Source organism: Bradyrhizobium sp. 41S5 (genome assembly GCF_011516665.3).
GTDB lineage: Bacteria > Pseudomonadota > Alphaproteobacteria > Rhizobiales > Xanthobacteraceae > Bradyrhizobium > Bradyrhizobium quebecense.
In genome coordinates, this window is record NZ_CP083721.1 from 7,684,466 (window position 1) to 7,706,944 (window position 22,479).

The 22,479-nt window shown below is 63.8% G+C and carries 20 protein-coding genes and 1 pseudogene; 4 read left to right on the forward strand and 17 right to left on the reverse strand.

Annotation, left to right across the window (positions count from 1 at the left end; genetic code table 11):
* Nucleotides 1-3: 3 nt before the first annotated feature.
* From HAP47_RS36830 to HAP47_RS36850, 5 genes are all read right to left on the reverse strand, one after another.
* Nucleotides 4-204: a hypothetical protein gene (locus tag HAP47_RS36830; protein WP_173643814.1), complete on the reverse strand. Its 201-nt coding sequence runs from the start codon at nt 202-204 to the stop codon at nt 4-6.
* On the reverse strand, nt 201-1,163 hold the full coding sequence (locus HAP47_RS36835; protein WP_173643813.1) for a carbohydrate ABC transporter permease: 963 nt from the start codon (nt 1,161-1,163) through the stop codon (nt 201-203). The genes HAP47_RS36830 and HAP47_RS36835 overlap by 4 nt, the downstream gene beginning before the upstream one ends.
* Nucleotides 1,160-2,134: a carbohydrate ABC transporter permease gene (locus tag HAP47_RS36840; RefSeq protein ID WP_173643812.1), complete on the reverse strand. Its 975-nt coding sequence runs from the start codon at nt 2,132-2,134 to the stop codon at nt 1,160-1,162. The genes HAP47_RS36835 and HAP47_RS36840 overlap by 4 nt, the downstream gene beginning before the upstream one ends.
* Nucleotides 2,135-2,209: 75 nt before the next feature.
* A complete protein-coding gene (locus HAP47_RS36845; protein ID WP_173643811.1) occupies nt 2,210-3,568 on the reverse strand; it encodes an ABC transporter substrate-binding protein in 1,359 nt (452 codons plus the stop codon).
* 602 nt (nt 3,569-4,170) lie between these two features.
* Nucleotides 4,171-4,635, reverse strand: coding sequence for a RidA family protein (locus HAP47_RS36850; RefSeq protein WP_173643810.1), 465 nt, complete (start codon nt 4,633-4,635; stop codon nt 4,171-4,173).
* Nucleotides 4,636-5,173: 538 nt separating this feature from the next.
* Between HAP47_RS36850 and HAP47_RS36855 the strand changes: the two genes are divergently transcribed.
* Nucleotides 5,174-5,425 carry a hypothetical protein gene (locus HAP47_RS36855; protein WP_097673702.1) on the forward strand — a complete coding sequence of 84 codons (252 nt, stop codon included), beginning with the start codon at nt 5,174-5,176 and terminating at the stop codon, nt 5,423-5,425.
* 310 nt (nt 5,426-5,735) lie between these two features.
* On the opposite strand, the gene HAP47_RS36860 is transcribed toward HAP47_RS36855, so the two are convergent.
* Entirely contained in the window at nt 5,736-6,368 is a 633-nt protein-coding gene (locus tag HAP47_RS36860; protein WP_173643809.1) for a TetR family transcriptional regulator, read from the reverse strand.
* Nucleotides 6,369-6,462: 94 nt separating this feature from the next.
* Between HAP47_RS36860 and HAP47_RS36865 the strand changes: the two genes are divergently transcribed.
* The gene (locus tag HAP47_RS36865; protein ID WP_173643808.1) at nt 6,463-7,131 is read left to right on the forward strand and encodes an O-methyltransferase; all 669 of its coding nucleotides are present in this window, start codon (nt 6,463-6,465) and stop codon (nt 7,129-7,131) included.
* Nucleotides 7,132-7,152: 21 nt separating this feature from the next.
* On the opposite strand, the gene HAP47_RS36870 is transcribed toward HAP47_RS36865, so the two are convergent.
* The 3 genes from HAP47_RS36870 to HAP47_RS36880 all read right to left on the reverse strand — a co-directional run bounded on the left by HAP47_RS36870 (nt 7,153) and on the right by HAP47_RS36880 (nt 10,342).
* A complete protein-coding gene (locus HAP47_RS36870; RefSeq protein WP_173643807.1) occupies nt 7,153-8,493 on the reverse strand; it encodes a TRAFs-binding domain-containing protein in 1,341 nt (446 codons plus the stop codon).
* A 12-nt stretch (nt 8,494-8,505) separates the two neighbouring features.
* Nucleotides 8,506-9,090, reverse strand: coding sequence for a hypothetical protein (locus HAP47_RS36875; protein WP_210285304.1), 585 nt, complete (start codon nt 9,088-9,090; stop codon nt 8,506-8,508).
* Nucleotides 9,091-9,202: 112 nt separating this feature from the next.
* Nucleotides 9,203-10,342, reverse strand: a complete 1,140-nt coding sequence (locus tag HAP47_RS36880) for a patatin-like phospholipase family protein (RefSeq protein ID WP_173643806.1) — start codon at nt 10,340-10,342, stop codon at nt 9,203-9,205.
* A 397-nt stretch (nt 10,343-10,739) separates the two neighbouring features.
* Here HAP47_RS36880 and HAP47_RS36885 point away from each other — a divergent pair, with 397 nt between their 5' ends.
* Nucleotides 10,740-12,164, forward strand: coding sequence for a toll/interleukin-1 receptor domain-containing protein (locus HAP47_RS36885; protein WP_173643805.1), 1,425 nt, complete (start codon nt 10,740-10,742; stop codon nt 12,162-12,164).
* Nucleotides 12,165-12,201: 37 nt separating this feature from the next.
* Here HAP47_RS36885 and HAP47_RS36890 read toward each other — a convergent pair whose 3' ends face one another.
* The 3 genes from HAP47_RS36890 to HAP47_RS36900 all read right to left on the reverse strand — a co-directional run bounded on the left by HAP47_RS36890 (nt 12,202) and on the right by HAP47_RS36900 (nt 14,419).
* Nucleotides 12,202-12,939 (reverse strand): hypothetical protein, encoded by a 738-nt coding sequence (locus HAP47_RS36890; protein WP_173643804.1) that lies wholly within the window; start codon nt 12,937-12,939, stop codon nt 12,202-12,204.
* 108 nt (nt 12,940-13,047) lie between these two features.
* Nucleotides 13,048-13,305 carry a hypothetical protein gene (locus HAP47_RS36895; protein ID WP_173643803.1) on the reverse strand — a complete coding sequence of 86 codons (258 nt, stop codon included), beginning with the start codon at nt 13,303-13,305 and terminating at the stop codon, nt 13,048-13,050.
* A gap of 115 nt (nt 13,306-13,420) precedes the next feature.
* Nucleotides 13,421-14,419, reverse strand: coding sequence for an NAD(P)H-dependent flavin oxidoreductase (locus HAP47_RS36900; protein WP_371821720.1), 999 nt, complete (start codon nt 14,417-14,419; stop codon nt 13,421-13,423).
* Nucleotides 14,420-14,483: 64 nt separating this feature from the next.
* On the opposite strand from HAP47_RS36900, the pseudogene HAP47_RS41450 reads away from it, so the two are divergent.
* A pseudogene (locus HAP47_RS41450) lies at nt 14,484-16,044 on the forward strand (AMP-binding protein).
* Between the two features lie 288 nt (nt 16,045-16,332).
* Here HAP47_RS41450 and HAP47_RS36915 read toward each other — a convergent pair.
* The 5 genes from HAP47_RS36915 to HAP47_RS36935 all read right to left on the reverse strand — a co-directional run bounded on the left by HAP47_RS36915 (nt 16,333) and on the right by HAP47_RS36935 (nt 22,464).
* Nucleotides 16,333-18,450 carry an ATP-binding protein gene (locus tag HAP47_RS36915; protein WP_173643801.1) on the reverse strand — a complete coding sequence of 706 codons (2,118 nt, stop codon included), beginning with the start codon at nt 18,448-18,450 and terminating at the stop codon, nt 16,333-16,335.
* Nucleotides 18,447-19,943 carry an ATPase domain-containing protein gene (locus tag HAP47_RS36920; RefSeq protein ID WP_173643800.1) on the reverse strand — a complete coding sequence of 499 codons (1,497 nt, stop codon included), beginning with the start codon at nt 19,941-19,943 and terminating at the stop codon, nt 18,447-18,449. The genes HAP47_RS36915 and HAP47_RS36920 overlap by 4 nt, the downstream gene beginning before the upstream one ends.
* Before the next feature lie 116 nt (nt 19,944-20,059).
* Nucleotides 20,060-20,833, reverse strand: a complete 774-nt coding sequence (locus HAP47_RS36925) for a thioesterase family protein (RefSeq protein ID WP_173643799.1) — start codon at nt 20,831-20,833, stop codon at nt 20,060-20,062.
* Nucleotides 20,833-21,804, reverse strand: a complete 972-nt coding sequence (locus HAP47_RS36930) for an NAD(P)H-dependent flavin oxidoreductase (RefSeq protein WP_173643798.1) — start codon at nt 21,802-21,804, stop codon at nt 20,833-20,835. The genes HAP47_RS36925 and HAP47_RS36930 overlap by 1 nt, the downstream gene beginning before the upstream one ends.
* Before the next feature lie 171 nt (nt 21,805-21,975).
* The gene (locus HAP47_RS36935; protein ID WP_173643954.1) at nt 21,976-22,464 is read right to left on the reverse strand and encodes a hypothetical protein; all 489 of its coding nucleotides are present in this window, start codon (nt 22,462-22,464) and stop codon (nt 21,976-21,978) included.
* Between the last annotated feature and the right edge of the window lie 15 nt (nt 22,465-22,479).

A 22,479-nucleotide genomic window follows, 5' to 3' on the forward strand; every position in this document is an offset into this window, starting at 1 on the left:
GGCCTATTCCGGAAAATGGCTGACGACGACGAAGCCGACCGTGCCTGCAAGGATCGTCACGAACGAGTAGCTGTAGAGATCGATCGACCAGGGCTGCACCAGCATGACAATGCCACCTCCGATCAAGGTCATCGCGATGGCCTCCCACGGCCCGCGACGAAACCAGCGCGCTACGCCACCTTTGGCAACCACTGAGCTGCTCATTTGCGCACCGCTCCGAAGGTGATGCCGCGCAGCAGATGCTTGCGCAACAGCACGGTGAACATGACGATCGGAACGACAAACAACGTGGTCGCCGCGGCAACCGCCGGCCAATCCTGCCCGCCCTCGCCGATGATGAACGGGATGAAGGGCGGCATGGTCTGCGCCTCGCCGCTGGTCAGCAGCACCGCGAAGGCGTACTCGTTCCAGGAGAAGATCAGGCAGAAGATCGCGGTCGCCGCGATCCCGGTGACGGCCTGCGGCAACACCACCTTGCGCAGCGCCTGCAGCCGCGTATAGCCGTCGACCAGCGCCGCCTCCTCGTATTCGCGCGGAATCTCGTCGATGAAGCCCTTGAGCAGCCAGACCGCCAGCGAGACGTTCACGGCGGTGTAGAGCAGGATCATGCCGAGCCGCGTGTCGGTCAGATTGAGCTGCCGGTACATCAGATAGATCGGGATCGCCACCGCGACCGGAGGCATCATGCGCGTCGAGAGAATGAAGAACAGCAGGTCGTCCGCCAGCGGGATGCGGAAGCGCGAGAACGCGTAGGCCGCGAGCGTGCCGAGGAAGACCGCGAGGAAGGTCGAGCCGAAGCCGATGATCAACGAGTTGACGAAGCGCGGCACGACCTTGGACGGCCCGGCGATCACCATGTCCCGCTGGCGCACCAGCTTGTCGTACCAGGTTTCCGGCGGCGGCAGCTTGGCGATGAAATCCGGCGTCTGGCGCGTCCGCACGGTGAACAAGTTCACGTAGCCTTCGAGGGTCGGCTCGAAGATCACCTTAGGCGGATAGGCGATGGCGTCGCTCTGCGACTTGAACGCGGTGGCGACGATCCACAGCAGCGGCAGGATCGTGATCACGGCATAGAGGATGACGAGGCCGCCGGCGAACGCCTTGGTGCGCGGCGAGGCCTCGACGATCGAGTGCGCGGTCGATTTGGTGGCGGCAGCGGTCATCGTTGCTTCACCTTGTTGAGCGTCTTGACGTAGATGTTGGCGGCGCCGAACACGGTCACGAACAGGATGATGGCGAGCGCCGAGGAATAGCCGGTGCGCCACTTCTCGAACGCCGCGCGCTTCAGCGAGATCGACACCAGCTCGGTGGTCGAGCCCGGCCCGCCCGAGGTCAGGAGGTTGACCATGTCGAACATCTTGAAGTTCTCGATCGCGCGGAACAGCACCGCGAGCATCAGGAACGGCACCGTCATCGGCAGCGTGATCGACCAGAACTGCCGCCAGGCCGAGGCGCGATCGACTTCCGCGGCCTCATAGATGTAGTCGGGGATCGAGCGCAACCCGGCGAGGCAGATCAGCATCACGTAGGGCGCCCACATCCAGGTATCGACCAGCACGATGGTCCACGGCGCCAGCGACACCTGCCCGGTCATGCTGAACGAGCTCGGCGGTACGCCGGTGAACAGGCTGATCAGATAGTTGAACGGCCCGATCTGCGGCTGCAGCAGCAGCGTCCAGAAATTTCCGACCACCGCCGGCGACAGCATCATCGGCAGCAGGATGATCGTGGTCCAGAAGCTGTGGCCGCGAAACTGGCGGTTGATCAGGAGCGCCAGGCCGAAGCCTATGACCACCTGCAACGCCACCGACGAGATCACGAACTGCGCCGTGGTCTGCAGCCGGAACCAGACGTCCTCGTCGGTGAGAATGTCCCTGAAATTGTCGAGGCCAACGAACCGCAGCGGCAGATAGGACATGCTGAGGTTGAGGTTGGTGAAGGACAGCCGGATCATCCAGATCAGCGGAAAGATGTTGATCGCGAGCAGCAGCGCAATCGTCGGCGCGACGAACAGCCAGGCGATGGCCCGGTCCGACAGGCCGTGGACGCGCCGCCCGGCGCGGGATTTTACAGGCTTGCTCACGCCTGGGATCGTAGCATGATCGGGTTGGAGGATCGTCGTCATCGTTTCCATCAGCGGGGCTGGGCCGGTTCAGATTCCCCGAGGCACGCCTCGGGGAATCCAGTTCAGGCGATGTGCGGGCGGGCGCTATTGCGAGGCGACTTCCTTGCCCTGCTCCTTGAACACCTTGGTCCAGTCCTTGACCAGGAGATCGAGCGCCTGCTGTGACGTGCCCTTGTCGGCGACGACGTAGTCATGCACCCGCTTTTGCATGTCGAGCAACAGCTGCGCGTAGGACGGCTCGGCCCAGAAGTCCTTGACGATGCCCATCGACTCCAGGAATTGCGGCGCGAACGCCGCGCTCTTCGGGAAGTCGGGCGCATCGACCACCGCCTTGAGCGCCGAGTAGCCGCCTATCTGCCACCATTTCTGCTGCACGGCAGGCTGCGCGAACCATTTGATGTAGGCGAGCGCGTCATCCTTGTGCTCGGAGGTTGCCACCACCGAGATGCCCTGCCCGCCGAGCTGCGTGAAATGCCCCTTGGGACCGGCCGGGTTGACGAAGAAGCCGATCTTGTCGCCGCCGACATTCGGATCCTTGTAGAGCCCGGGGAAGAAGGCGAACCAGTTCATCTGCATCGCGACCTGGCCGGACTTGAAGGCATCAAGCCCTTCCTGCATGTAAGCGTTGGTCATGCCCGGCGCCGTGCAGCACTTGTAGAGCTCCTTGTAAAACTCGAGACCCTTGGCCGCGTCTGCGGAATTGACGATGCCCTGCATCTGGTACGGCTTCTTCGGATTTTCGTAGGCGAAGCCGTAATTGTAGAGCACGTTGGTCACGCCCATCGTGATGCCTTCCGAGCCCCGCTCGGTGAAGATGTAGGCGCCATAGACCTTCTTGCCGTCGATCTCGCGACCCTGGAAGAACTCGGCGATCTGCTTCAGCTCGTCATAGGTCTTCGGCGGCGCCAGATCGCGGCCGTACTTGGCCTTGAACGCGGATTGAATTTCCGGCCGCGAGAACCAGTCCTTGCGGTAGGTCCAGCCCACCGCATCGGCCATGGCCGGCAGTGCCCAGTAGTTCGGCGTGTTCTTCGGCCACTGCGAGTAGCCGACGACGGTCGCCGGGACGAAATCGTCCATCGAGATCTTCTCTTTGTCGAAGAAGTCGTTGAGCTTGACGTACCATTTGTTCTCGGCGGCGCCGCCGATCCATTGGCTGTCCCCGATGATCAGGTCGCAGAGCTTGCCGTGCGAGTTGAGCTCGTTGAGGAAGCGATCGGCGTAGCTCGTCCAGGGGACGAACTCGTATTTCATCTCGATGCCGGATTGCTTGGTGAAGTCCTTGCCCAGCTCGACCAGCGCGTTGGCCGGATCCCATGCCGCCCAGCACAGCGTGAGCTGCTTGCCTTGCGCTGCGGCTTCCCCGCCGCCGAGAACCCCAAGTGCTGCGGCCGCAACGACCGCGGACGCCACCGTACTGCGTAACCATCCCAATCTTCGCATATCCATTTCCTCCGTATCGTTGAAGCACCTAACTCGCCCGGCGCATCCCTGCCGGATTGACGCCGAGACTTCGAAACCGAGTTGATGAGCGATGATGGAGAGCGAGACTGAACGCCTCCGGAAGTTGGGGTCCGGATGGCGGGGCTCCTCCCACACATCAGCTCGATGTGCGATGTTTATCGTTTTTGTAATACTAAACGTATTACTAAATTCAGGAACCCGTCAAGCCGATTTCTTGCGAACCTCAAGAGGGGCTGGCAGGGCTATCCTACAAAGGCCAATCGCTGCAGTGCACCAATGCCGATAGTGGAGGGCACCAAGCGCTGGGCTCCCCCTGATGTTTAGTGGAAAATTTTACTGAACGTTCAGCGCAATGACGAACGCATTGCCGCTTCGCCTTACGCCATCAGAACGAGCGACGGCCCACACCCACACCCGGTTCGCACCACCTCGCCAAAGCAACGCGAACGAACACGATCGACCGAGGGGCCTGCTTGTTGGCATGAGTGTCGTCCCGAAGCTCAGAAGCCGTCAATGCATAGACGCTTCTGGCTCAGATGCTCCGCGAAATTGGCACGGAAGGCAGAAGGCGCCGCTGCGGCCTAGCGCGCCAGCGCTGCGATCAACTCGACCTCGACAGATGCGTTGCGCGGAAGCTGCGCGACCCCAACGCTCGTCCTGGTGTGCAGTCCCCGCTCCGGACCGAACAGCTCCATGATGAACTCCGATGCGCCGTCAGCGACCGCGGTCTGACCGCTAAAATCCGCGGCGCTGTGCACGAACACGGTGAGCTTCAAGATCTGCGTGACATTGTCGAGCGACCCCAGATGCGCCTTGATCGCGGCCAATCCGCGGATCAGCGCCAGCCGTGCACCCCGCTTGGCTTCCTCCAGTGTGACATCGCGGCCAACCTGGCCGACGACATGCACCTTGTCGCCGTCGCGCGGGAGCTGACCGCTGACATAGATCGTGTCGCCATGGACCACGACCGGCGCGTAGGCACCGCCGGCCGCTGCCGACATCGGCAGCTCGATGTTGAGTTCGTTCAGCCGCTGCTCGAGGTTCACGATTGCTTGCCAGCGAACTGGCTCTCCTGTCGGATCGCGGCGTGGCCTCTGAAGCAACGCTGGTCTGAGCGAAGCGGAGCTCCGTCTGCCGCAGGGCGCTTCTGTTAACCCGGTTCTGCGTGACGCGGTACCCGGGAACATGCTCTCGGAGCAATTCTGCCGCTATCAGCGCTGTGCGCGGCTCTTCCAGTTATGCGCAGAGCATGTCGGGCCATGTCTCAGCCGCCAGACGGGATTTATCGGCCATATTTTGGCCATAGCCCGTTTCTTAAAGGCCCGAGCGGGCCATGTCCCGCCTCTGTTTTGCGTCGCCTGGCCGGTGCGGTCGCTTCGCAACCAAATCGCAGATCATCGCTGCGCCCCTCCCACAACCAGGATGGTCTGCCAACAACAAGAGGACTTTGTAATGCGTAAAACTCTCGCGGCTGTCGCCGTGCTTTTGGCCTTCGCTTCATCTGCTGCAGAAGCTCGCGGCCGTCATCACCATCATCGACACCATGCACATTCCGGTCGCCCCGCTGCGTGGTGCGGGTGGTTCATGCGCACGCAGGTCGGCAGCGATCCCGGTCCGCAATACAATCTGGCGCGATCCTGGGCGCGATACGGCAGTAATGCAGGCGGCCCTTCGGTCGGCGCGATCGTGGTCTGGCGTCACCACGTCGGCAAGATCGTGGGCCACGAGAACGGCCAGTGGATCGTCCAGAGCGGCAACGACGGGCATGCCGTGCGCACGCGGCCGCGCTCATTGGCTGGCGCCATCGCGTTCCGAAACGCTTACGCTTCGTTCTAGGGAACCTCGACGCGACATACGAACCGTTCATCGTCGCGACTTACGCTGAGGCGGGGTTTCGCCCTGAAGCCCTCAGACGGGCGCCGTCACCTGCGTTGACCAGGTGGCGGCGCCTTTTCCAGGAATGCATGGCTTGCCTCGGAAACCGAAGAAAGTTGCGACGGCCTCTCAGACCGTTTCGTATTGGTCCGCCGCTTACATCAGTTTCTGCAATGGCGTGGCCGTTTTCACTGTAACCGGCGGCGTGCTCGGGTTTCTGCTGGTCGCCAAGCACTACCTGTGAACGACGGCCGGATTTGCTGCGCGCGCTTCAGCGCTTTGCGACACTCTTCAGATACGCGCAGAACATGTCGGCCATTGCGTCCGCATGGGTCTCGATCTCGGCCTGACTTCGCGGGCTCTCTGAAAAATCCTTGCCCACCGTGCTCATCGTGGTCGTGATCAGATCGCCGGCCGTCGCGCGGACCGCGTCGGAAGCTTTCGGCAATGCCTCGCGCATGAAGACCTCGACGATGCGCTCGCCCGATGCACGCGCCTCGCGCGCTTCGGGCGCGTCGCGATAGAGCGGCGCGGCGTCATTGAGTGCGACGCGCACCGCGGCCTCCTCGCATTCGGAGCGGATGAAGGCGTGCACCAGCGAACGCAACCGCTCCAATGGCGGCCGCGTGCGGTCTGCGAGAATGTTGCGGAGCAGGCTGGAGTTCTGCCGCCACTCATCGCTCTGCAGCCGGAACAGGATCGACGCCTTGTTCGGAAAATACTGGTACAGCGAGCCGACGCTGACGCCGGCCCGCTCGGCCACCCGTGCCGTGGTGAAACGCTGCGCGCCCTCCTTCGTCAAAACCTGAACAGCGGCATCGAGGATCGCCGCGACGAGTTCGGCCGAGCGGGCCTGTTGCGGCTGTTTTCGCGAGGAAATTGAAGAGCTTCGCCGTCCGGTCATGAACGCCCTGGGGAATGCGATTAGCGAATGCGAATAATTAATCGTATTTCTGGCGAGGCGCAAGGACGCGCCGCTTTTCAGACCGGAGACCGCCATGACCACCCTCATTTCATCACCTGAGCTCGCGGGCCTGCTCGACCGCCTGTTCGCGCAAGCTTCCGCCGCGGACGAGGAGACCCAGCTCGCAGTGGCCGACTTTTCCGATGAGCAACAGGCGCGCCTGATGCGGAGCAAGACCGACTACCGCGCGCTCTACGGCCGCCTGAACAATGTGCCGCTCGCGGTCTCGCGCGAGACCGGTGCTCTGCTCTACATGCTGGCGCGCGGCGCGCGGGCGCGTAACATCGTCGAGTTCGGCACCTCGTTCGGCATCTCGACGCTGCACCTCGCCGCCGCGCTGCGCGATAATGGCGGCGGCCGGCTGATCACATCCGAATTCGAGCCCTCCAAGGTGGCGCGCGCCCGGGACAATCTCGCCGCCGGCGGCGTTGACGACCTGGTCGAGATCCGCGAGGGCGACGCGCTCAAGACGCTGCGCACCGATCTGCCCGATACGATCGACCTCGTACTGCTCGACGGCGCCAAGGCGCTCTACCCCGACATCCTCGATCTCGTGGAGCGCCGCCTGAAGCCGGGCGCCTTCGTCATCGCCGACAATGCCGACCACAGCCCCGACTATCTGGCACGGGTGCGCTCGCCGGCGAGCGGCTATTTGTCGGTACCGTTCGGCGAAGATGTCGAGCTATCGATGCGGCTTGGCTGAGGTGTATGCCCAGCCGCGCGGTCAGGCCGTTTTGATCCTGTCGATGACGGCAGACAATCGCGCGCGCTTTGCTGGGTCGGTGACGTATTGGAGACTGGCTTCGAGGTCGCGAAGGACACTGCTCACCTTCCATTTCGCTTGCCCCTCGGCAACCACCTGCATTGCCAGTTCCTCGGCCTTGTCGGGATCACCGAGATCAAAGGCCGCGGCAAGCTGCGTCGGGCGCGGCCATTCGTCGGCAAGCTGCAATCGTCTGGCCCGCTCGCAGGCGGCAATCGCGACCCGCACGGTGGCCTGCGCAAGATCCTCGTCTCCCGGGTTGCCCCGGGCACGATAGAGACGGGGCAAGTTGCTGGAGCAATAATAGGCGTTGAGATCGAGCTCCATACCCTGCTGATAACAGTCGATCGCCTTCTCGAGCTCCTCCTTGCGGCGAGGGGAGTCGGCCGGTGCGGCTCTGGCGAGGCGTTTGTGGCGGCCCCCCATCAAGCCGAGCCGTTCCGGCGTCGGCCCCGCGAAATCGATCAATGTCTGGATCTCGGCAATGGCCTGGATGTCGTCGCCGGCCTGGGCCGCGGCAAATGCACGATTTTCCTGCGCTTCAGGCTCGTTGGCGAAGCAGTCGGGAAGCTTGCTAATAAAGTCCAGCACGATGTTCCAGTCGGCAGCATCGTTGACGCAGTCGCGCAGCATCAGCAACAAAGCTAGCGCCTTTGCATAAGTGGCGGGCGGACTTCCCTCGGTCGCGATCAGCGCTTGGGCCCGCGCCATGCGCTGATCCGCGGCCGCCGCGCGCACCGCGCGTATCTTGGTCTGAAACGCGGCTTGCTCGGCGAGCTGGCCTCGCATCACGGTCGCCTTGTGTGGATCGACCTTGTCGGGATAGCCCGGGATCGACTGATGCATCGGCGAAATGCCGGCGGCGAGCGTCTTGATAGGATCCTTGATGGCAGCCTGCATCGCGGCGGCGGTCGCCTCGGTGATCTCACCTTCGGGCAGCGGGTAGCGGAGGGTCCGCATCTGGACGACGTCGAACAATTGCTTGGACCAGTCGGCCGCAAGCAGGACGCATCCCGTCTTCTGTGATGCGTGGCGAATGCCGACCTCATAATAGACGTTGCCATTCGGAATCGTCATGTCGGCCAGCACCAGATCGGCGAAGTAGATCCGCTCCAGCATCTCGCTGACGATCAACGCGCTGGTGTCCTGATCGGCCCGCACCGGATCGTAGCCAAGGGCCTTGATGGCCGGAACGTAAGCACGATCCCAAAGCGCGTTGAAATCGATCTCGGCTGGACCAAACTTGGGGTCGGCCTGGGTCGGCTTGCGGCCGTAAGGCATGACCATGAAACACGACGGCATCTTGCAATTCCTTCAGTCCCACAATTTTCTTGTATCCAGCCAGTAAATCCAGGTCGTCTTGCGCCCCGCCTCTTCCATCAGGTGCTTCGCGCCGCCAGGGCCATCGCCGCCCTCGCCGTTCCACAGGCAGATGAAGGCGATCTTCTCGTCGCCAAACCGGGCGGCGCGCTCCAGCATCCATTGATTGTCGCGCTCGTAGGCGTTCTCGCCGGCCGGTAGTTGCCCCAGCTCGTCGGGCATGACATGGAGCGTCGCTTTCGATTTCGCCGCGAAATAGCGCGCACGCCAATTGCCACCGGCGAAATCCACCGAGCCGGCCAGGAAGGTCGGCTCTTCAAACGGAATGTAGATTTCGAGCCGCATGCCCTGCACGAGAGCGGCTTCCGCAAACAGGAGATCGCCGCCGCAGGCCCCGCCGCAGATAGCAAGATCGCCTTCGCTGACCCCGATCCGCGCAAGCGCGGCCGCGATCGCCGCGGCTGCGGCGGGCTCCTTGTCCGGAGGAAAGCGTGGCGTCTTTCGATCTGGCGCATCGATCATGTGACCGCTGAAGAGAACCACCGTGTTCGGTGATTTGGCGTCTTGTTCCGTGGCCATCGCGACACCCCGACTCATGATTGGATCATTGTGTCCAGGTGACCAACCTAACTGAAGGCGAATTTCTTGTCGAAGCCGGGATCCGCGTGTTGTGACGCCGTGGTGCGCGGCATCACGTGAGATCGAAGGCCTGTGGGAAATGTTCCGGCTTGACCTGCTCCTTCGCGGCGAGCTGCCCGATCCCGGCGAGTTCGTCCATGTTCTTCGGGTCGTCCATCGCTGCGACCTTCGCAAGCGCGTCCGGTGTCCGATCGATGCGGAGCTTCTCCTTCAGCCAAGCCGCTTCCAGCAGCACATTGTAGCGCGCATAGGTCGCGAGTTGCGGCCCGTTTTGGCTGTCCGCGATCATATCCGTCACCGCGCGATCGATCGGCCACGGCGTCAGGCAATTGGTCAGCCATTGCAGCATGCCGTGATTGTGCCGGCTGCAATCATCCATGAGCGATTGCAGCGAGCGCACACCCTGCTCCGCCGCCGGCATGTGAAGGATCTGCTCCGTCGGGTAGGTCGACCTGAATACGCCGGTACCCGCCGAGATCAGCAGGAGCTTGTCCTTGCCCGTGTGCCACCGAAAGCCGTGGCCATGGAGTGCCGCGAGCATCAGGAGTTGCAGAGCCGGATCGTTGAACGGGCTGACGCCGCCGTCGACAAAGGCGCCGCTGACCGTGTGACCGTCGCGCGCCGAGATCGTGATCTCCTCCGGTTTGAAATAGGTCGGCGCCGCGGTGCTGGCGCGCACCACTTGGGTCAGCCGCAACGCGCCGTCCTGCTTGGCAAAGACGGCGTCCGGATTGTTATGCAGCGGCCAGGGGCTGCCGGTATCAAGACGCTTGGTCATGATCATCAAGCCGGTGCGGATGCGATCGCCGCCGATCTCGGTGTCGGCGCCGAGCTGCGCATCGAGCGCGTGCTGCAAGGCATCGGAATTGAATTTCGGCGCCAGGAGCCCCCGCCGCCAGAACGATTCCTGAAAGATGTCCGTGCCGATCGAGCGATACAGCTTCTTCAAGGCGTCCACGGTCATGCCGCAGGCAAGCCCGGCTGCGATGATCGACCCGGTCGAGGTGCCTCCGATCAGATCGAAGTAATCGCAAAGCAGCAGGTCGTCCTTGCCGAAGCGTTGGCGCAGCATCGTCTCGATGGCGCCGGCATATTCGAGCGTCAGAATGCCGCGAATGCCGCCACCGTCGAGTGCCAATATCCGCTTCGGCCCGGCGTCACGATCGAGATGCTGCTGCTTGGTCTTCGGCATGACTGCCACCCGACTATGACTTTTGCTGATCTCGATACGGCCGGCCGATCACGGCCGAAGGCTCAATTGGTCGTGCGACCAGGCGCAAACCGCGCCAGGTCATGACATGAAGCGATGCGTTCAAATCGACACATCGGCAAAGTTTCGAAAAATTTTAGCCAGTCCGCACCGGAGCACGACAAGCGTCGCGCGCCGGTTCCCTGGTATCTTGCACATGGCACACCCTAAGGTATAGTGATGTAGATCACTGGCAGGCGGTTTTTCTTTTTCGCGCTCGGCGATCGCGCATTTCAGAGACCAGCTATCATTCTGTCCGCGGCAGGACGTGCAGCCGCGGCATTCGGCCGACGAGACACGGCCAGCCGTCGCATCAAATTCATGCAGATCGGATTTTGCCATGCCAAATGATTTTTCGGTCTTTATCAGCCATCGCGCCGAAGACAGATTTCTCGCGCGTCTGTTGAAGGCGCGGCTCGAATATCTCAGCAGCCTGGACGGTCAGCGTTCGGTGGAATGCTTTGTGTGCGAGGAAATTCCCGGCGGCGCGGAATGGCGCCAATGGATGATCGACAACACGGCGAAGGCAGACTGCCTGATCTTCATCCACACCAATGCCGAACATAATTGGACGTGGTGCGCATCCGAGATTTCGCAGTTCGACGGCTACAAGCGCGCGCTGAAGCTCATGTCAAAGGTGCTGTGGTTCTCGGTCGATAGCTCACCCTCGTTTCCGATGCTGGCGGAGAACGAGTTTTACGGGATCGGCGAGGACGAGGTCCGGCGGTTTCTCGAAGATCTGTTCGTGCGGCCGACCTTCGGTGCCGTACCGCTGCGGCCGAAACTGAACGCCAATCACGCCCGCGACTTCAACGAGGCGGTGAAGGACCTGCACGCGCAGTTCATGCAGATCACCCGCCCGGAAGAGCTGTTTCGTCTGCGGCTTCGCATCGTGTTCAGCGACGAGTTGTCGTTCCGGCAGAAGGCCGATGCGCTGAAGGCATTGCCGCCTTCAGACCGTGCGCGGGGATTCCTGACGGATGCCAGGCTGGAGGCGGATCCCGCCACCACCACGCTGCTGTCCGGCCCCGATACGGCTGATCTCGACTGGGAGGACCTGCTCAGCGCACAGAACCGGTATGACAGCGGCGCCTGGCTCGACGAGTTGACGAGCTACGTCGCGAACTCGTTCTCCGACGTGGACATTGCCAGCCGGCGAAGCCGCGAGCAGGTCCTCAGTCCGATCTTCCGCGATTTGAAGCTGTATCAACCGGTCATCGCCCGGCTTGAATATCTCGACAACACGCCCTTCTCGGTCGTAATCATCTTCGTGCCGATGCCGCCATTCAGCGAGGATCCAAGACTGATGGTCGCGCAGAACATGCCGAAGGACATCGTCTTCCTCTCAATCCTGCTGCGACTGGCGCGACGCTTCCGATGGTCGTTTCTCGAACCGCTGTACAACGCGGTCGAGAATCTGGACGATGACTTCAGCGCCAAGCGATGGGACGATCTGCTGCAGCGCTACCACGAATGCCTGGAAAACCTCGATTCGATCCTGCGACAGGGCAACATGCGCGAGCTCGAGACCGTCGGCGACATCAAGTCGACGATCAACATCTCCGACGATGCGCTCTTGAAGGAGATGTTCAAGGATTGGGGGACGTTTCAGACCCGGCTTGCGCAGGCCATCGAGAAGAAGTCGCCGGGCGATGTACGGCAGACGCTGGAGCCATGGCTCAAGCGCAACAAGGACTTCATGAAGCAACTGCTCGTCGAAACCCAGGGCAAGGTGGACAAGCTGCGTCCGCTGGAAGCCCACTAGAACTCGTCGGCCGCAGATCGGTGCGGCCGACCCTGCCTCAGATCATCGAAGCGACGCGTTCGAGGCCGATCAGGCGTGCCAGCGAGCGGACCTCGTTCTTCTGATCGTCGCGGAGCTGGAACAGCAGCGGCATCGCCGCCGACTTCAGCTGCTGGACTTCCTCGGAGTCGGGATCGATCGGCATGGTTCCCGATGCGGGATCGCCCAGGCGCTTGGCGTGGATTTTGCGCGCGATGGCGCGCAGCGCAGTCTCGACCGCCGGCCAGTAATACTCCTGGGATGACGACAGCTTGAGCCGGTCCTTAATGCCGGCGATCTGCGCGTCGCTGAGCAGGGCGTAGGTCTTCTGCGGCGCCGGTTTGGCGGCAGCCTTGGGCTTCGGTGGCGCGGCGGGGACGGCCGGCGCCGGTGCGGCGGGCTCGGCGATCTGCGGCTGGGCCGCATCCACGGGGTCATTGATCTTGGGCAGGCCGATATCGGCAGGCTCGGCGGAGGCATAGGCCTGGCGCACGGTATCGGTCGCGCCCGGGATCGCGGCTTGCGCCCGCAGCAGGAGCGGCGACGGACTGGCGGGAGGCTCGGCCGGCCGCGGCTCCTCGAAGGCGGCCGTCGCGAGTGTCGTGACCGCGAGCTTGTCCTGCTTGCTGGCGCGATTGGCCACCGGACCAATGTCGGCCTGCGCCGCGGGCAGGCTGTCGCGGCCCAAAATGGCTGTTATCGCGGCGCCGGCGAGGAGGAAGCAGGTCAGCGCGGCGAGGGTGATGGCTCTGGTCAAAAACTGCTCCATTCCCGGCCAGTGTTGCCGCAAACTGCGCGAGAAATGCGGCGCTACCGTGCCGTGACAGCGCCAAATAGGTGAAATCGTCCCGAAACGGCCCGAAAATCAGGCCGCGGCGCCAAGCTCATAGGCTTCCTGGATGTCGGCCACGATCTCGTGCGCCGTCCAGAGGGCACCCGGCTGGACCGAGTGCAGGCTGACCGTCCAGTTGGTGCGGCGGGTACGCGGCGTGCTGACGATGTCGAATTCGACCTGACGGCACAGCGGATGCCGCTGCAGGGCGTAGAACACGCGGGTCCGGAGATCGTCCAGCGATGCCGGGGTCTTGGCCGGATCCTTGGCGAAGTGCGCCTCAAAAGCCATGTCGCATTCCCACAACTATCGGGCGGCCGGCCGCGGCGGCGGACCATCCCGTGACGCTATTGTTGGGACTGGCGTGGTTAATGCCGGGTTAAGCGGACAGCCGGGATTTGATGGATCAGGCGAGCCGCACCCGCGCGCTCGCCGCCTCGTACTCGGCGATCGTCTGCGCCAGCAGATCATCGACCGCGAGCACCCCGGTCACCCCTGAGGTGGAATGGCCGCCGCTCCAGATGTCGCGCCAGCGTTTGGGGCGGCTTTCACGGGCGCCGATGTCGATGTCCTTGCCGATATCGATCGCGCCGCGCGCCGGCAGGTCGTCCGGATCGAGCCCGGCGGCCTCGATCGAGGGCCGCAGCATATTGGTCTGCAGGCCCGTGAAGGCCGTCGTGAGCAGGATGTCATCGGCGGTAGAGTCGACCAGCATCTGCTTGTATCTCGCGTCCGCCATGCTCTCGCGCGTCGCGATGAACTTGGTGCCCATATAGGCGAGATCGCAGCCGAGCGCCTCCGCGGCGCGCAGCGCGTGGCCATCGCTGATGCCGCCGGCCAGCACGATCGGGCCGTCGAAGAATGCGCGCACGGCGCGGACGAACACGAACGGATTGAGCCAGCCGGTCTGTCCGCCGGCGCCCGCGGTGAGCAGCACGAGCCCGTCGGCGCCGGCCGCGACCGCGCGCTCGGCATGACGGATCGAAGCGACGTCGGCGAACACCAGCGCGCCGGCATCGTGCAGAGGTCCGAGCACCGGCGCGGGCGAACCGACCGAGGTGATCACGAGCTCGGGCTTGTGCCGCAGCAGCACGGCGAGGTCCTGCGGCAGCCGCGTGTTGGAGCGATGCACGATCAGGTTCGGGCAGATCGGCGCCGCCGCTTTGCCGCCTGCGTCGGCATGCGCCTGCAGGCGGCGCGCGATGTCGCCGAGCCATGCATCGAGCTGTTCCGTCTCACGGCAATTCACCGTCGGAAACGAGCCGATCACGCCGTTGCGGCAGGCCGCAACCACGAGCTCGACGCCCGACACCAGAAACATCGGCGCGGCAATCAGCGGCAACCGGAGGCGATCGCGAAAACGCGCGAGAGGATCAGCGGACAAGTTGTTTCTTCCCTGCATCATTGTGTTAGCGTTGCGCCAACATTGGCACGAGAGAAGCCAAAGACAAAGCGGGAGGGACAACGAGATGAGCAATCCGCTCTATGCATTTCCGGCGGTGTGCGAGCAGACCTTGCGGGCACTGGCGCGCTATCCGTCACGCACGGCCTTCGCATGGCCGGGCGGCTCGCTCAGCTACCAGGGCGCGACCGACCTGATCGGACGGATGCAGAGCGTGTTCATGCGGATCGGCTTTGCGCCGGGCACCCGCGTCGCGCTGCTCACCGCCAACCGTGCCGACAGCTGGTGCGCCGGCGTCGCCGCGCAATTGTCGCGGCTCGCGATCACCTGGCTGCACCCGCTCGGCTCGCTCGACGACCAGCTGTTCCAGATCGAGGACTCCGAGGCCGAGATGCTGATCGTCGACGGCATCACGTTTCGCGATCGTGGGGGCGAGCTCGCCGAAGGCCGCCGGCCTGAAGACCGTGTTCACGCTCGGCCCGGCGGATTACGGCGCCGACCTGTTGCAGGTGGTCGAGGATGCCGGCAGCGCGACCGCGAAGAATTTCGCCCGCGAGGACGACATCTCGACCCTGAACTATACCGGCGGCACGACCGGAAAATCAAAGGGCGCGCTGCGCTATCACCGCGAGTATGGCGGCTTCGCCGCCGCCATCCTCGCCGACTTCGAGATCCCGGAGACGCCGCGCTACCTGACGGTGGCGCCCATCAGCCATGTCGCGGGTACAAAAGTGCTGCCGACGCTGATACGTGGCGGCACCGTGCACATGCTGAAGGGGTTCGATCCGGAAGCCGTGTTCAAGGCCATCGAGCGCGAGAAGATCAACTTCACGCTGTTCGTGCCGACCATGATCTATGTGATGCTGGATCATCCGGCACTGCCCAAAACCGACCTCTCCTCGCTCGAGCTGTTGCTCTACGGCGCATCCGCGATGTCGCCGAGCCGGCTGGTCGAAGGCATCGAGCGGATCGGCCCGGTGTTCTCGCAGCTCTACGGCCAGACCGAATGCTATCCGGTCTCGGTGCTGCGCAAGGCGGACCATGACCCGAAGACGCCGGAGCTGTTCCTGTCCTGCGGCTTCCCGATCACCGCCTGCCAGGTGAATATCCTCGATCAGGACGACCAGGAGGTCGCGACCGGCGCGGCCGGCGAGATCTGCGTGCGCGCCACGCATGTGATGGCCGAATACTGGAAGAGGCCCGACATCACGGCGGAGACCCTGAAGAGCGGCTGGCTGCACACCGGCGACATCGCCCGCAAGGACGAGCGCGGCTACATGTTCATCCTCGACCGCAAGAAGGACATGATCGTCTCCGGCGGCTTCAACATCTTTCCACGCGAAGTCGAGGATGCGCTGTCGCAGCACGCCGACGTCGCGATGGTCGCGGTGGTCGGCGTGCCCGACGACAAATGGGGCGAGGCCGTCACCGCCGTCGTGGTGGCGCGCGAGGGCGCTGTGCCCGACGCCGACGAGCTGATCAGCCTGGTCAAGGCGAAGAAAGGCTCGGCGCACGCGCCGAAGCAGATCCAGTTCGTCAAGGAGCTGCCGATGACCGGCGTCGGCAAGGTCGACAAGAAGGTGCTGAAAGCGCGCTTCTGGTCCGGCCGCGACCGCATGGTGGGGTGAGGCGGCAGTGCGACCACGGCATTGCGAGGAGCTCGCGACTAAATTGCAAAACAATTTTGTGCCAAACCGACGAAGCAATCCATCCTTGCCCGCGTTGAAGCGTGGGTTGCTTCGTTTCGCTCGCAATGACGCGGGGGAGTGCCGCCAGCGTTAATCCATCACCGTCATCCTGAGGTGCGCGCTCTTGCGCGCCTCGAAGGATGCGCGGCCCCGATAGTTCAGCATCCGTCTCGGCTCATCGCGGCGGCAGCCGGGCCGTCGCCCTTCGAGACGCCGCTTCGCGGCTCCTCAGGGTGACGGTGAAAAAGCACGGACACCCGCACCGACAGCGTGCTGGTCACTCGCTGCCCCCTGCCCCAGCAGATGATCGAGCTGCTCGCGCAGCTGATCCTGATGGTAGGGCTTGGCCAGCCGCGGCAGGTCGACCTGAGTGCCGTCGGACAGATCGGCATAGCCGGTGGCGAGCAGCACCGGAAGTTGTGGGCGGACCTGGCGCGAGACGGTGGCTAGCTCGACGCCGGTCATGCCGGGCATCATGTGATCGGTCATCATCAGGTCGATCGGCTGATCGCTCCTGAGAATATCGAGCGCATGCGGCCCCGAATTGGCGCTGATCACGCGATGGCCGAGGTCCTCCAGCATTTCCGCGGTCGACATTGCGATCAGCGGATCGTCGTCGACCAGCAGGATCACCGCGGTACGCTTCATCGCTTGCGGCGCCGGCGCGGGGCTCGCCGGGGCCGGCGCCGACGTGGCGACCGGCAGCACCAGGGTCGCTGTGGTGCCCTTGCCCACCGTACTCGCCAGTTGCAGCGCGCCGCCGAGTTGCACCGCAAGGCCGTGCACCATCGACAGGCCGAGCCCGGTGCCCTTGCCGACCGGCTTGGACGAGAAGAACGGCTCGATCGCCCGCTTCAGGACATCGGCCGCCATGCCGATGCCGGTGTCGACCACCGACAATTTCAGATAATTGCCGGGCCGCAGCGTCGGATCGTTCCTGGCTTGCCAGGCTGCGAGCCTGATGTCGATCGCGCCGCCATCCGGCATCGCGTCGCGCGCGTTGATGGCAAGGTTGAGGATCGCAAGCTCGAGCTGGTTGGTATCGACAGAGGCCGGCGGCAACTCCTCGGGAATATCCAGCCGCAGCGCAACGCGCGGTCCGAGCGAGCGCTCCAGCAGATTGCCCATGTCGCGTACCAGCGCACCGAGATCGACCGGCACCGCGCGAAGATCCTGCTGGCGCGCAAATGCAAGCAACCGCTGCGTCAGCGACGCACCACGCTCGGCCCCCTGCAGCGCGCCATCGACCAGACGGTGCAGGCGCGGATCGCCGGGCATCCGCTTTCGCAACAGATCGAGATTTCCCATCACCGCCATCAGCAGATTGTTGAAGTCGTGCGCGACGCCGCCGGTGAGCTGGCCGATCGCCTCCATCTTCTGCGCCTGCCGCAATTGCTCCTGGGCTCTTTCGCGTGCGGCGACTTCCTTCATCAGGTCGGTGGTGCGCTGCTCGACGCGCTGTTCGAGCGTCGCGGTCAGATCCGCGAGCGCGGTGCGCTCGGCCGCAAGCTGCGCCAGGAGGGTTTCGCGCTCGATCTCGGCCGTCTTGCGCGCGGTGATGTCGGAGCACACGCCGACCAGCGATTTGATGGTGCCGTCGCGATGGCGCACCGCGCGGGCCCGAACGTCGACCCAATGTTGCGAGCCATCCGGCCAGATCACGCGGTACTCGATGCGGTAGTCCCGGCCGGTGTCGACGGTGTCCTGCAAAATCGCGTGCCGCCTCTCCCGGTCGTCGGGATGCACGGCCCCCAGCAAATCCTGATAAGTGAACGGCGCACCGCTGTCCCGCCCGAAATAGGATTTGCAGGTGCTGGAAGCCTCCAGTTCGAAATCGGGAAGACGCAATTCCAGTGCGCCGAGATGACCCGCATTCATCGCGGTCTGCAGCAGGCTCTCGCTTGCGGTGAGATCTTCCAGAATGCCGCGGGTCTCATACTGCCGGCGCCGGGCCCGGACCGCAGAGCCGACGATGCTCACCAGCGTGGTCGGATGGAACGGACGTTCGATGAAGGTGACGTTGCCGAGAATTTGCCCGAGCCGCATCGCGTCCGGGTTGCGCTCGGGGCCGCCGCCCTGGCGCGTCAACAACACGATCGGAAAATCCGACCATGGGGGCTGATCGTTGAGCCAACTCACCAACCCTCGCAGGTCCGCGGTCTTGATCGCCTCGTCGGCGATCACGGCGAGCCCGGCGCCGCCTTCGATCTCATGCATCAGCCCGGCAATATCCGCACACGTGTTGGCGTAATAGCCCGCCTCCTTGATCAGCGCGGCAGCAACAGAGGCGTCGCGTCCGGTGGGCGCGAGAATGATGGCGCGCTCCGACGATACGCCCGGCTTCACTCAAGGCCCTCCTGCAACAGGGGCTGGCCCTCCCCGACATAGATCGGAACGCCGCGCAGCACGCCCTGGAAGCCGTCCAGCGGCGCACCGATCGTCAGACCCCGGTGACTGATGCGATATTCGCGGATCGTGTTCTCGTGCGTGCCGCTGCGCTTCTTGATGACCGACATCGCGCGCCTCACTTTGCCCATCGCCTCGAAGTAGCGCAGCAGAATCACCGAATCGGCGAGATAGGTGACGTCGATTGGTGCCTTTATGTCGCCGACCAGGCCGTGCTGCGCCACCGTCATGAAGGTCGCGGCGCCCTGCCGATTGAGGTACTGCAGCAGTTCGTGCATGTGCAGGATCAGTGAATTCTCCTCGGGCATCGCCGCCTGATAGCCGTTGAGGCTGTCGATCACGACGGTCTTGATCGCGTCCTCGTCGACCCGCCGGCGCACGCGATGCGCAAATTCGCCAGGTGACAATTCGGCGGCGTCAACCTGTTCGACGAACAGATTTCCCGTTCGCTGCATCTCTTCGAGGTCGATGCCCATTTCCTTCATGCGCGCGTACAGCAGGCCAAGCTCTTCGTCGAACACAAACATCGCGGCCTTCTCGCCGCGCGCGATCGCGGCGACGACAAAGACGATCACGGCAAGCGACTTGCCGGTGCCGGCCGGCCCGAGCACCAGCGTACTTGAACCCTTGTCGATACCCCCGCCTAGAAGCTGGTCCAGTTCAACGATCCCGCTCGATAACTGCCCGCGTTGAAATCCCTTGCGGTGCTCGGAGGCGACCAGCCTTGGAAACACGTTGACCCCGCCGGTCGTGATGGTCGCGTCGTGATAGCCGCCGCGGAATTTGGCGCCGCGGTATTTCGTGACGCGCACCCGCCGCCGCTCCGCGCCATAGGCCGGCGCCAATTCCTCGAGCCGGACCACGCCGTGCGCAATACTGTGCACCGTCTTGTCGGCAAGCTCGGCGGTCAGATCGTCAAGCAGCATCACCGTGGTATTGAACTTTGCGAAGTAATGCTTGATCGCGAGAATCTGCCGGCGATAGCGCAGCGAGCTTTGCGCCAGCAGCCTGATCTCGGAAAGGCTGTCGAGCACGACGCGGCTCGGCCGGGCGCGCTCCACTACTTCGAATATCTGCTTGGTGGTTTCGCCGAGTTCAAGGTCCGACGAATACAACAGGCTCTGCTGCTGTTCGGAATCGAGCAGGCTTTCGGGCGGCAGCAACTCGAATATGTCGATGCCATCGAGCGACCAGCCATGCGAGGCGGCGCCCCCCCGCAGCTCCCGCTCGGTCTCGGACAGGGTGATGTAGAGACATTTCTCGCCAGCCCGCATGCCTTCCCGCAGGAACTGCAAAGCCATCGTGGTTTTGCCGGTGCCGGGGGCGCCCTCGATCAGGAACACGTGCCCACGGGAGAACCCTCCCGACAGGATATCGTCGAGTCCCCAGATCCCGGTTTTCGCAATGTCGCTCGGCGCTTGAAATGAACTCATAACTCCCCCTCACCGCTAATAAAGCGGCACAGCATCAATAGGTTCCCGGCGGGCCTATTTCTGAGGGAGGATTTCGGTTCGAGCGCACGCCGTTTTGACGCAATCCGCTGCGCGGTCTAGCGCGGCTCGATCACCAGGCTCTGGACGGTACGGCCGAAATAGCCGCGCTGGTCGGCAAGCCGCGACATCGCAAGCCCTGCGCCGTCAGGACCTATCCAGGACTCGCTGTCGAGCAGAACCCAGTCGCCGACCGGCTCGCGCGCAAGGCTCACGGTGAGATCGGCGTTGATGAAAGTCCACCGGCTGAAATCGAGAACCGGCGAAACGCCGTTGGAGAAATCCGAGGCGACCACTGCGCGCATCGCCTGCGAGACGGCGACGCCCGCGATCAGCGGCTGGTTGATGCGGAACCAGATCGCGCCCGGGCCCAGCACGCCGAAGCGGCCGCGCGCGGCGCGCATCGAGATGTTTTTCACGAACGGACTGTTCGCGAGATTGCCCGGCTCGACGATACTTTCGTCGGGGCCCGGCAGATCGACCGGAACGGCTGCGACATCCGGCGGCAGCTCGGCCGCCTGCTGCTTGATCTTCAGCACGGTGGCCGAGACGACGAGAACGCCGTCGGCGAAAAGTCTGACGCCGCAGAGCTGGATCTTGCGGCCGTCGCGCAGGATCTCGCTCGAGACCGTCAGCGGCGCCACCGGCACCGGACGCATCAGGTCGATCGTGACCCGCGCGATCCGCATCGGCACCGGCGTGGGGATGGCTTCTGCGGCCCATACCACCAGCGCGGCCGGCGCGGAACCGTGCTGCATCCGCGGGTCCCATGGACCCGCGGCATCGGGACTGGTGACGACGCGGTCGCCGTCAACGCGAAAGATCGGCTCCATCAACCAAGCGCCGGATCGACTGCTTCGTCATACTCTTTCTTGAAGCGGGCGATCAGCTCGGCCGCGGGCACCACCTTGGAGATGCTGCCGACGCCCTGGCCGGAGCCCCAGATCTCCTTCCAGGCCTTCGGCTTGGCGCGCTCGCCCGACGCGTCGGTGCCGAAGCTCATCTTCGAAGGATCGGAGGTCGGCAGGTTTTCCGGATCCATGCCGGCGGCGACGATCGACGGCTTCAGGTAATTGCCGTGCACGCCGGTGAACAGATTGGAGTAGACTATGTCCTCGGCGGACGAATTCGTGATCATGCTCTTGTAGCCCTCGACCGCATTTGCCTCTTTGGTTGCGATGAAGGCGGAGCCGATATAGGCGAAGTCGGCGCCGATGATGCGCGCCGCGCGAATGGCGCGTCCGTTGGCGATGGTGCCCGAGAGTGCGATCGGCCCGTCGAACCACTGCCGCGTCTCCGACACGAACGGGAACGGCGACAACGTGCCGGCATGACCGCCGGCGCCGGCCGCGACCAGGATCAGGCCGTCGGCGCCCTTCTCGATCGCCTTGTGCGCGAACTTCTGGTTGATCACGTCGTGGAACACGATGCCGCCCCAGCCGTGGACGGCCTGGTTCAGCTCCTCGCGCGCGCCGAGCGAGGAGATGATCATCGGCACCTTGTGCTTCTCGCAAAGCGCCATGTCGTGATCGAGCCGGTTGTTCGACTTGTGCACGATCTGGTTCACTGCGAACGGCGCTGAAGGCCGCTCCGGATGCGCCTTGTCGTAGGCGGCAAGCTCTTCCTTGATCCGGTACAGCCATTCGTCGAGCAGTTCCGGCGGCCGCGCGTTCAGCGACGGAAACGAGCCGACTACACCGGCCTTGCACTGGGCGATGACGAGGTCGGGCACCGAGATGATGAACAGCGGTGCCCCGATCACGGGAAGAGACAGGCGGCCCTTGAACAGAGCAGGCATGGACATTGGCGGCGGATCCTCAAGTTGGTTGGTCTCGAATGCTGACCGTCATACCAACAAGGCAATCTTTCCAGTGTCAAGTATTGCGTTACGGCGCTGCAATAAGGATGACAAAACCTCACCCAGATGTCGTGTTTTCGGGCGGATCTGGCATCCCAGACGCAGTTTCGACCGCCTCTATTGGCAGACCGCCCGTGTCACGAAATTTTCCGTCTTGCAGTCGTTCGGCCCGCGCTTGTGGCCCGGCAGATAGACCAGCGGCGAGCATTTCTCGGAGGCGTCGGTATCGATGCTCTTGCCCTCCTTGAACCCCTTGCTCTGGCACAGCCGGTCGGCGCCGATCTTGCAATCCGGCGCGCCGTTCGAGGCCACCACGCAGGCTGCGCGCCCGGTCACCATCGTCGAGGGGCGCGCGATGTTCGACAGATCGTTGATGGTCTCGCTGGGGCTCTTCAGCTGTGGCAGCACCGACTTCGACTTCTCGAACAGCTTTCCGATTTCGTTGATCAGCCCGGGATTCTCACGCTCGACCGGCGCCGGCAGCAACTCGATCTGTTGCGGTTGAGACTCAACAGGCTGCGACTGCACACCGAGCGCGGGCGGCGCAGTCTGCGCCCGTGCGCTGTCGGTCGCAGGCAGCGCCATTGACAGCGCAAGGCCCGCCATCGCAACGCACGCCTT

Coding starts and splice junctions, on each gene's coding strand:
- HAP47_RS36830 (WP_173643814.1), bottom strand. CDS start 204: ATGAGCAGCTCAGTGGTTGCCAAAGGTGGCGTAGCGCGCTGGTTTCGT.
- HAP47_RS36835 (WP_173643813.1), bottom strand. CDS start 1,163: ATGACCGCTGCCGCCACCAAATCGACCGCGCACTCGATCGTCGAGGCC.
- HAP47_RS36840 (WP_173643812.1), bottom strand. CDS start 2,134: ATGGAAACGATGACGACGATCCTCCAACCCGATCATGCTACGATCCCA.
- HAP47_RS36845 (WP_173643811.1), bottom strand. CDS start 3,568: ATGCGAAGATTGGGATGGTTACGCAGTACGGTGGCGTCCGCGGTCGTT.
- HAP47_RS36855 (WP_097673702.1), top strand. CDS start 5,174: ATGCGCACGCAGGTCGGCAGCGATCCCGGTCCGCAATACAATCTGGCG.
- HAP47_RS36860 (WP_173643809.1), bottom strand. CDS start 6,368: ATGACCGGACGGCGAAGCTCTTCAATTTCCTCGCGAAAACAGCCGCAA.
- HAP47_RS36865 (WP_173643808.1), top strand. CDS start 6,463: ATGACCACCCTCATTTCATCACCTGAGCTCGCGGGCCTGCTCGACCGC.
- HAP47_RS36870 (WP_173643807.1), bottom strand. CDS start 8,493: ATGCCGTCGTGTTTCATGGTCATGCCTTACGGCCGCAAGCCGACCCAG.
- HAP47_RS36875 (WP_210285304.1), bottom strand. CDS start 9,090: ATGGCCACGGAACAAGACGCCAAATCACCGAACACGGTGGTTCTCTTC.
- HAP47_RS36880 (WP_173643806.1), bottom strand. CDS start 10,342: ATGCCGAAGACCAAGCAGCAGCATCTCGATCGTGACGCCGGGCCGAAG.
- HAP47_RS36885 (WP_173643805.1), top strand. CDS start 10,740: ATGCCAAATGATTTTTCGGTCTTTATCAGCCATCGCGCCGAAGACAGA.
- HAP47_RS36895 (WP_173643803.1), bottom strand. CDS start 13,305: ATGGCTTTTGAGGCGCACTTCGCCAAGGATCCGGCCAAGACCCCGGCA.
- HAP47_RS36900 (WP_371821720.1), bottom strand. CDS start 14,419: ATGATGCAGGGAAGAAACAACTTGTCCGCTGATCCTCTCGCGCGTTTT.
- HAP47_RS36920 (WP_173643800.1), bottom strand. CDS start 19,943: ATGAGTTCATTTCAAGCGCCGAGCGACATTGCGAAAACCGGGATCTGG.
- HAP47_RS36925 (WP_173643799.1), bottom strand. CDS start 20,833: ATGGAGCCGATCTTTCGCGTTGACGGCGACCGCGTCGTCACCAGTCCC.
- HAP47_RS36930 (WP_173643798.1), bottom strand. CDS start 21,804: ATGTCCATGCCTGCTCTGTTCAAGGGCCGCCTGTCTCTTCCCGTGATC.
- HAP47_RS36935 (WP_173643954.1), bottom strand. CDS start 22,464: ATGGCGGGCCTTGCGCTGTCAATGGCGCTGCCTGCGACCGACAGCGCA.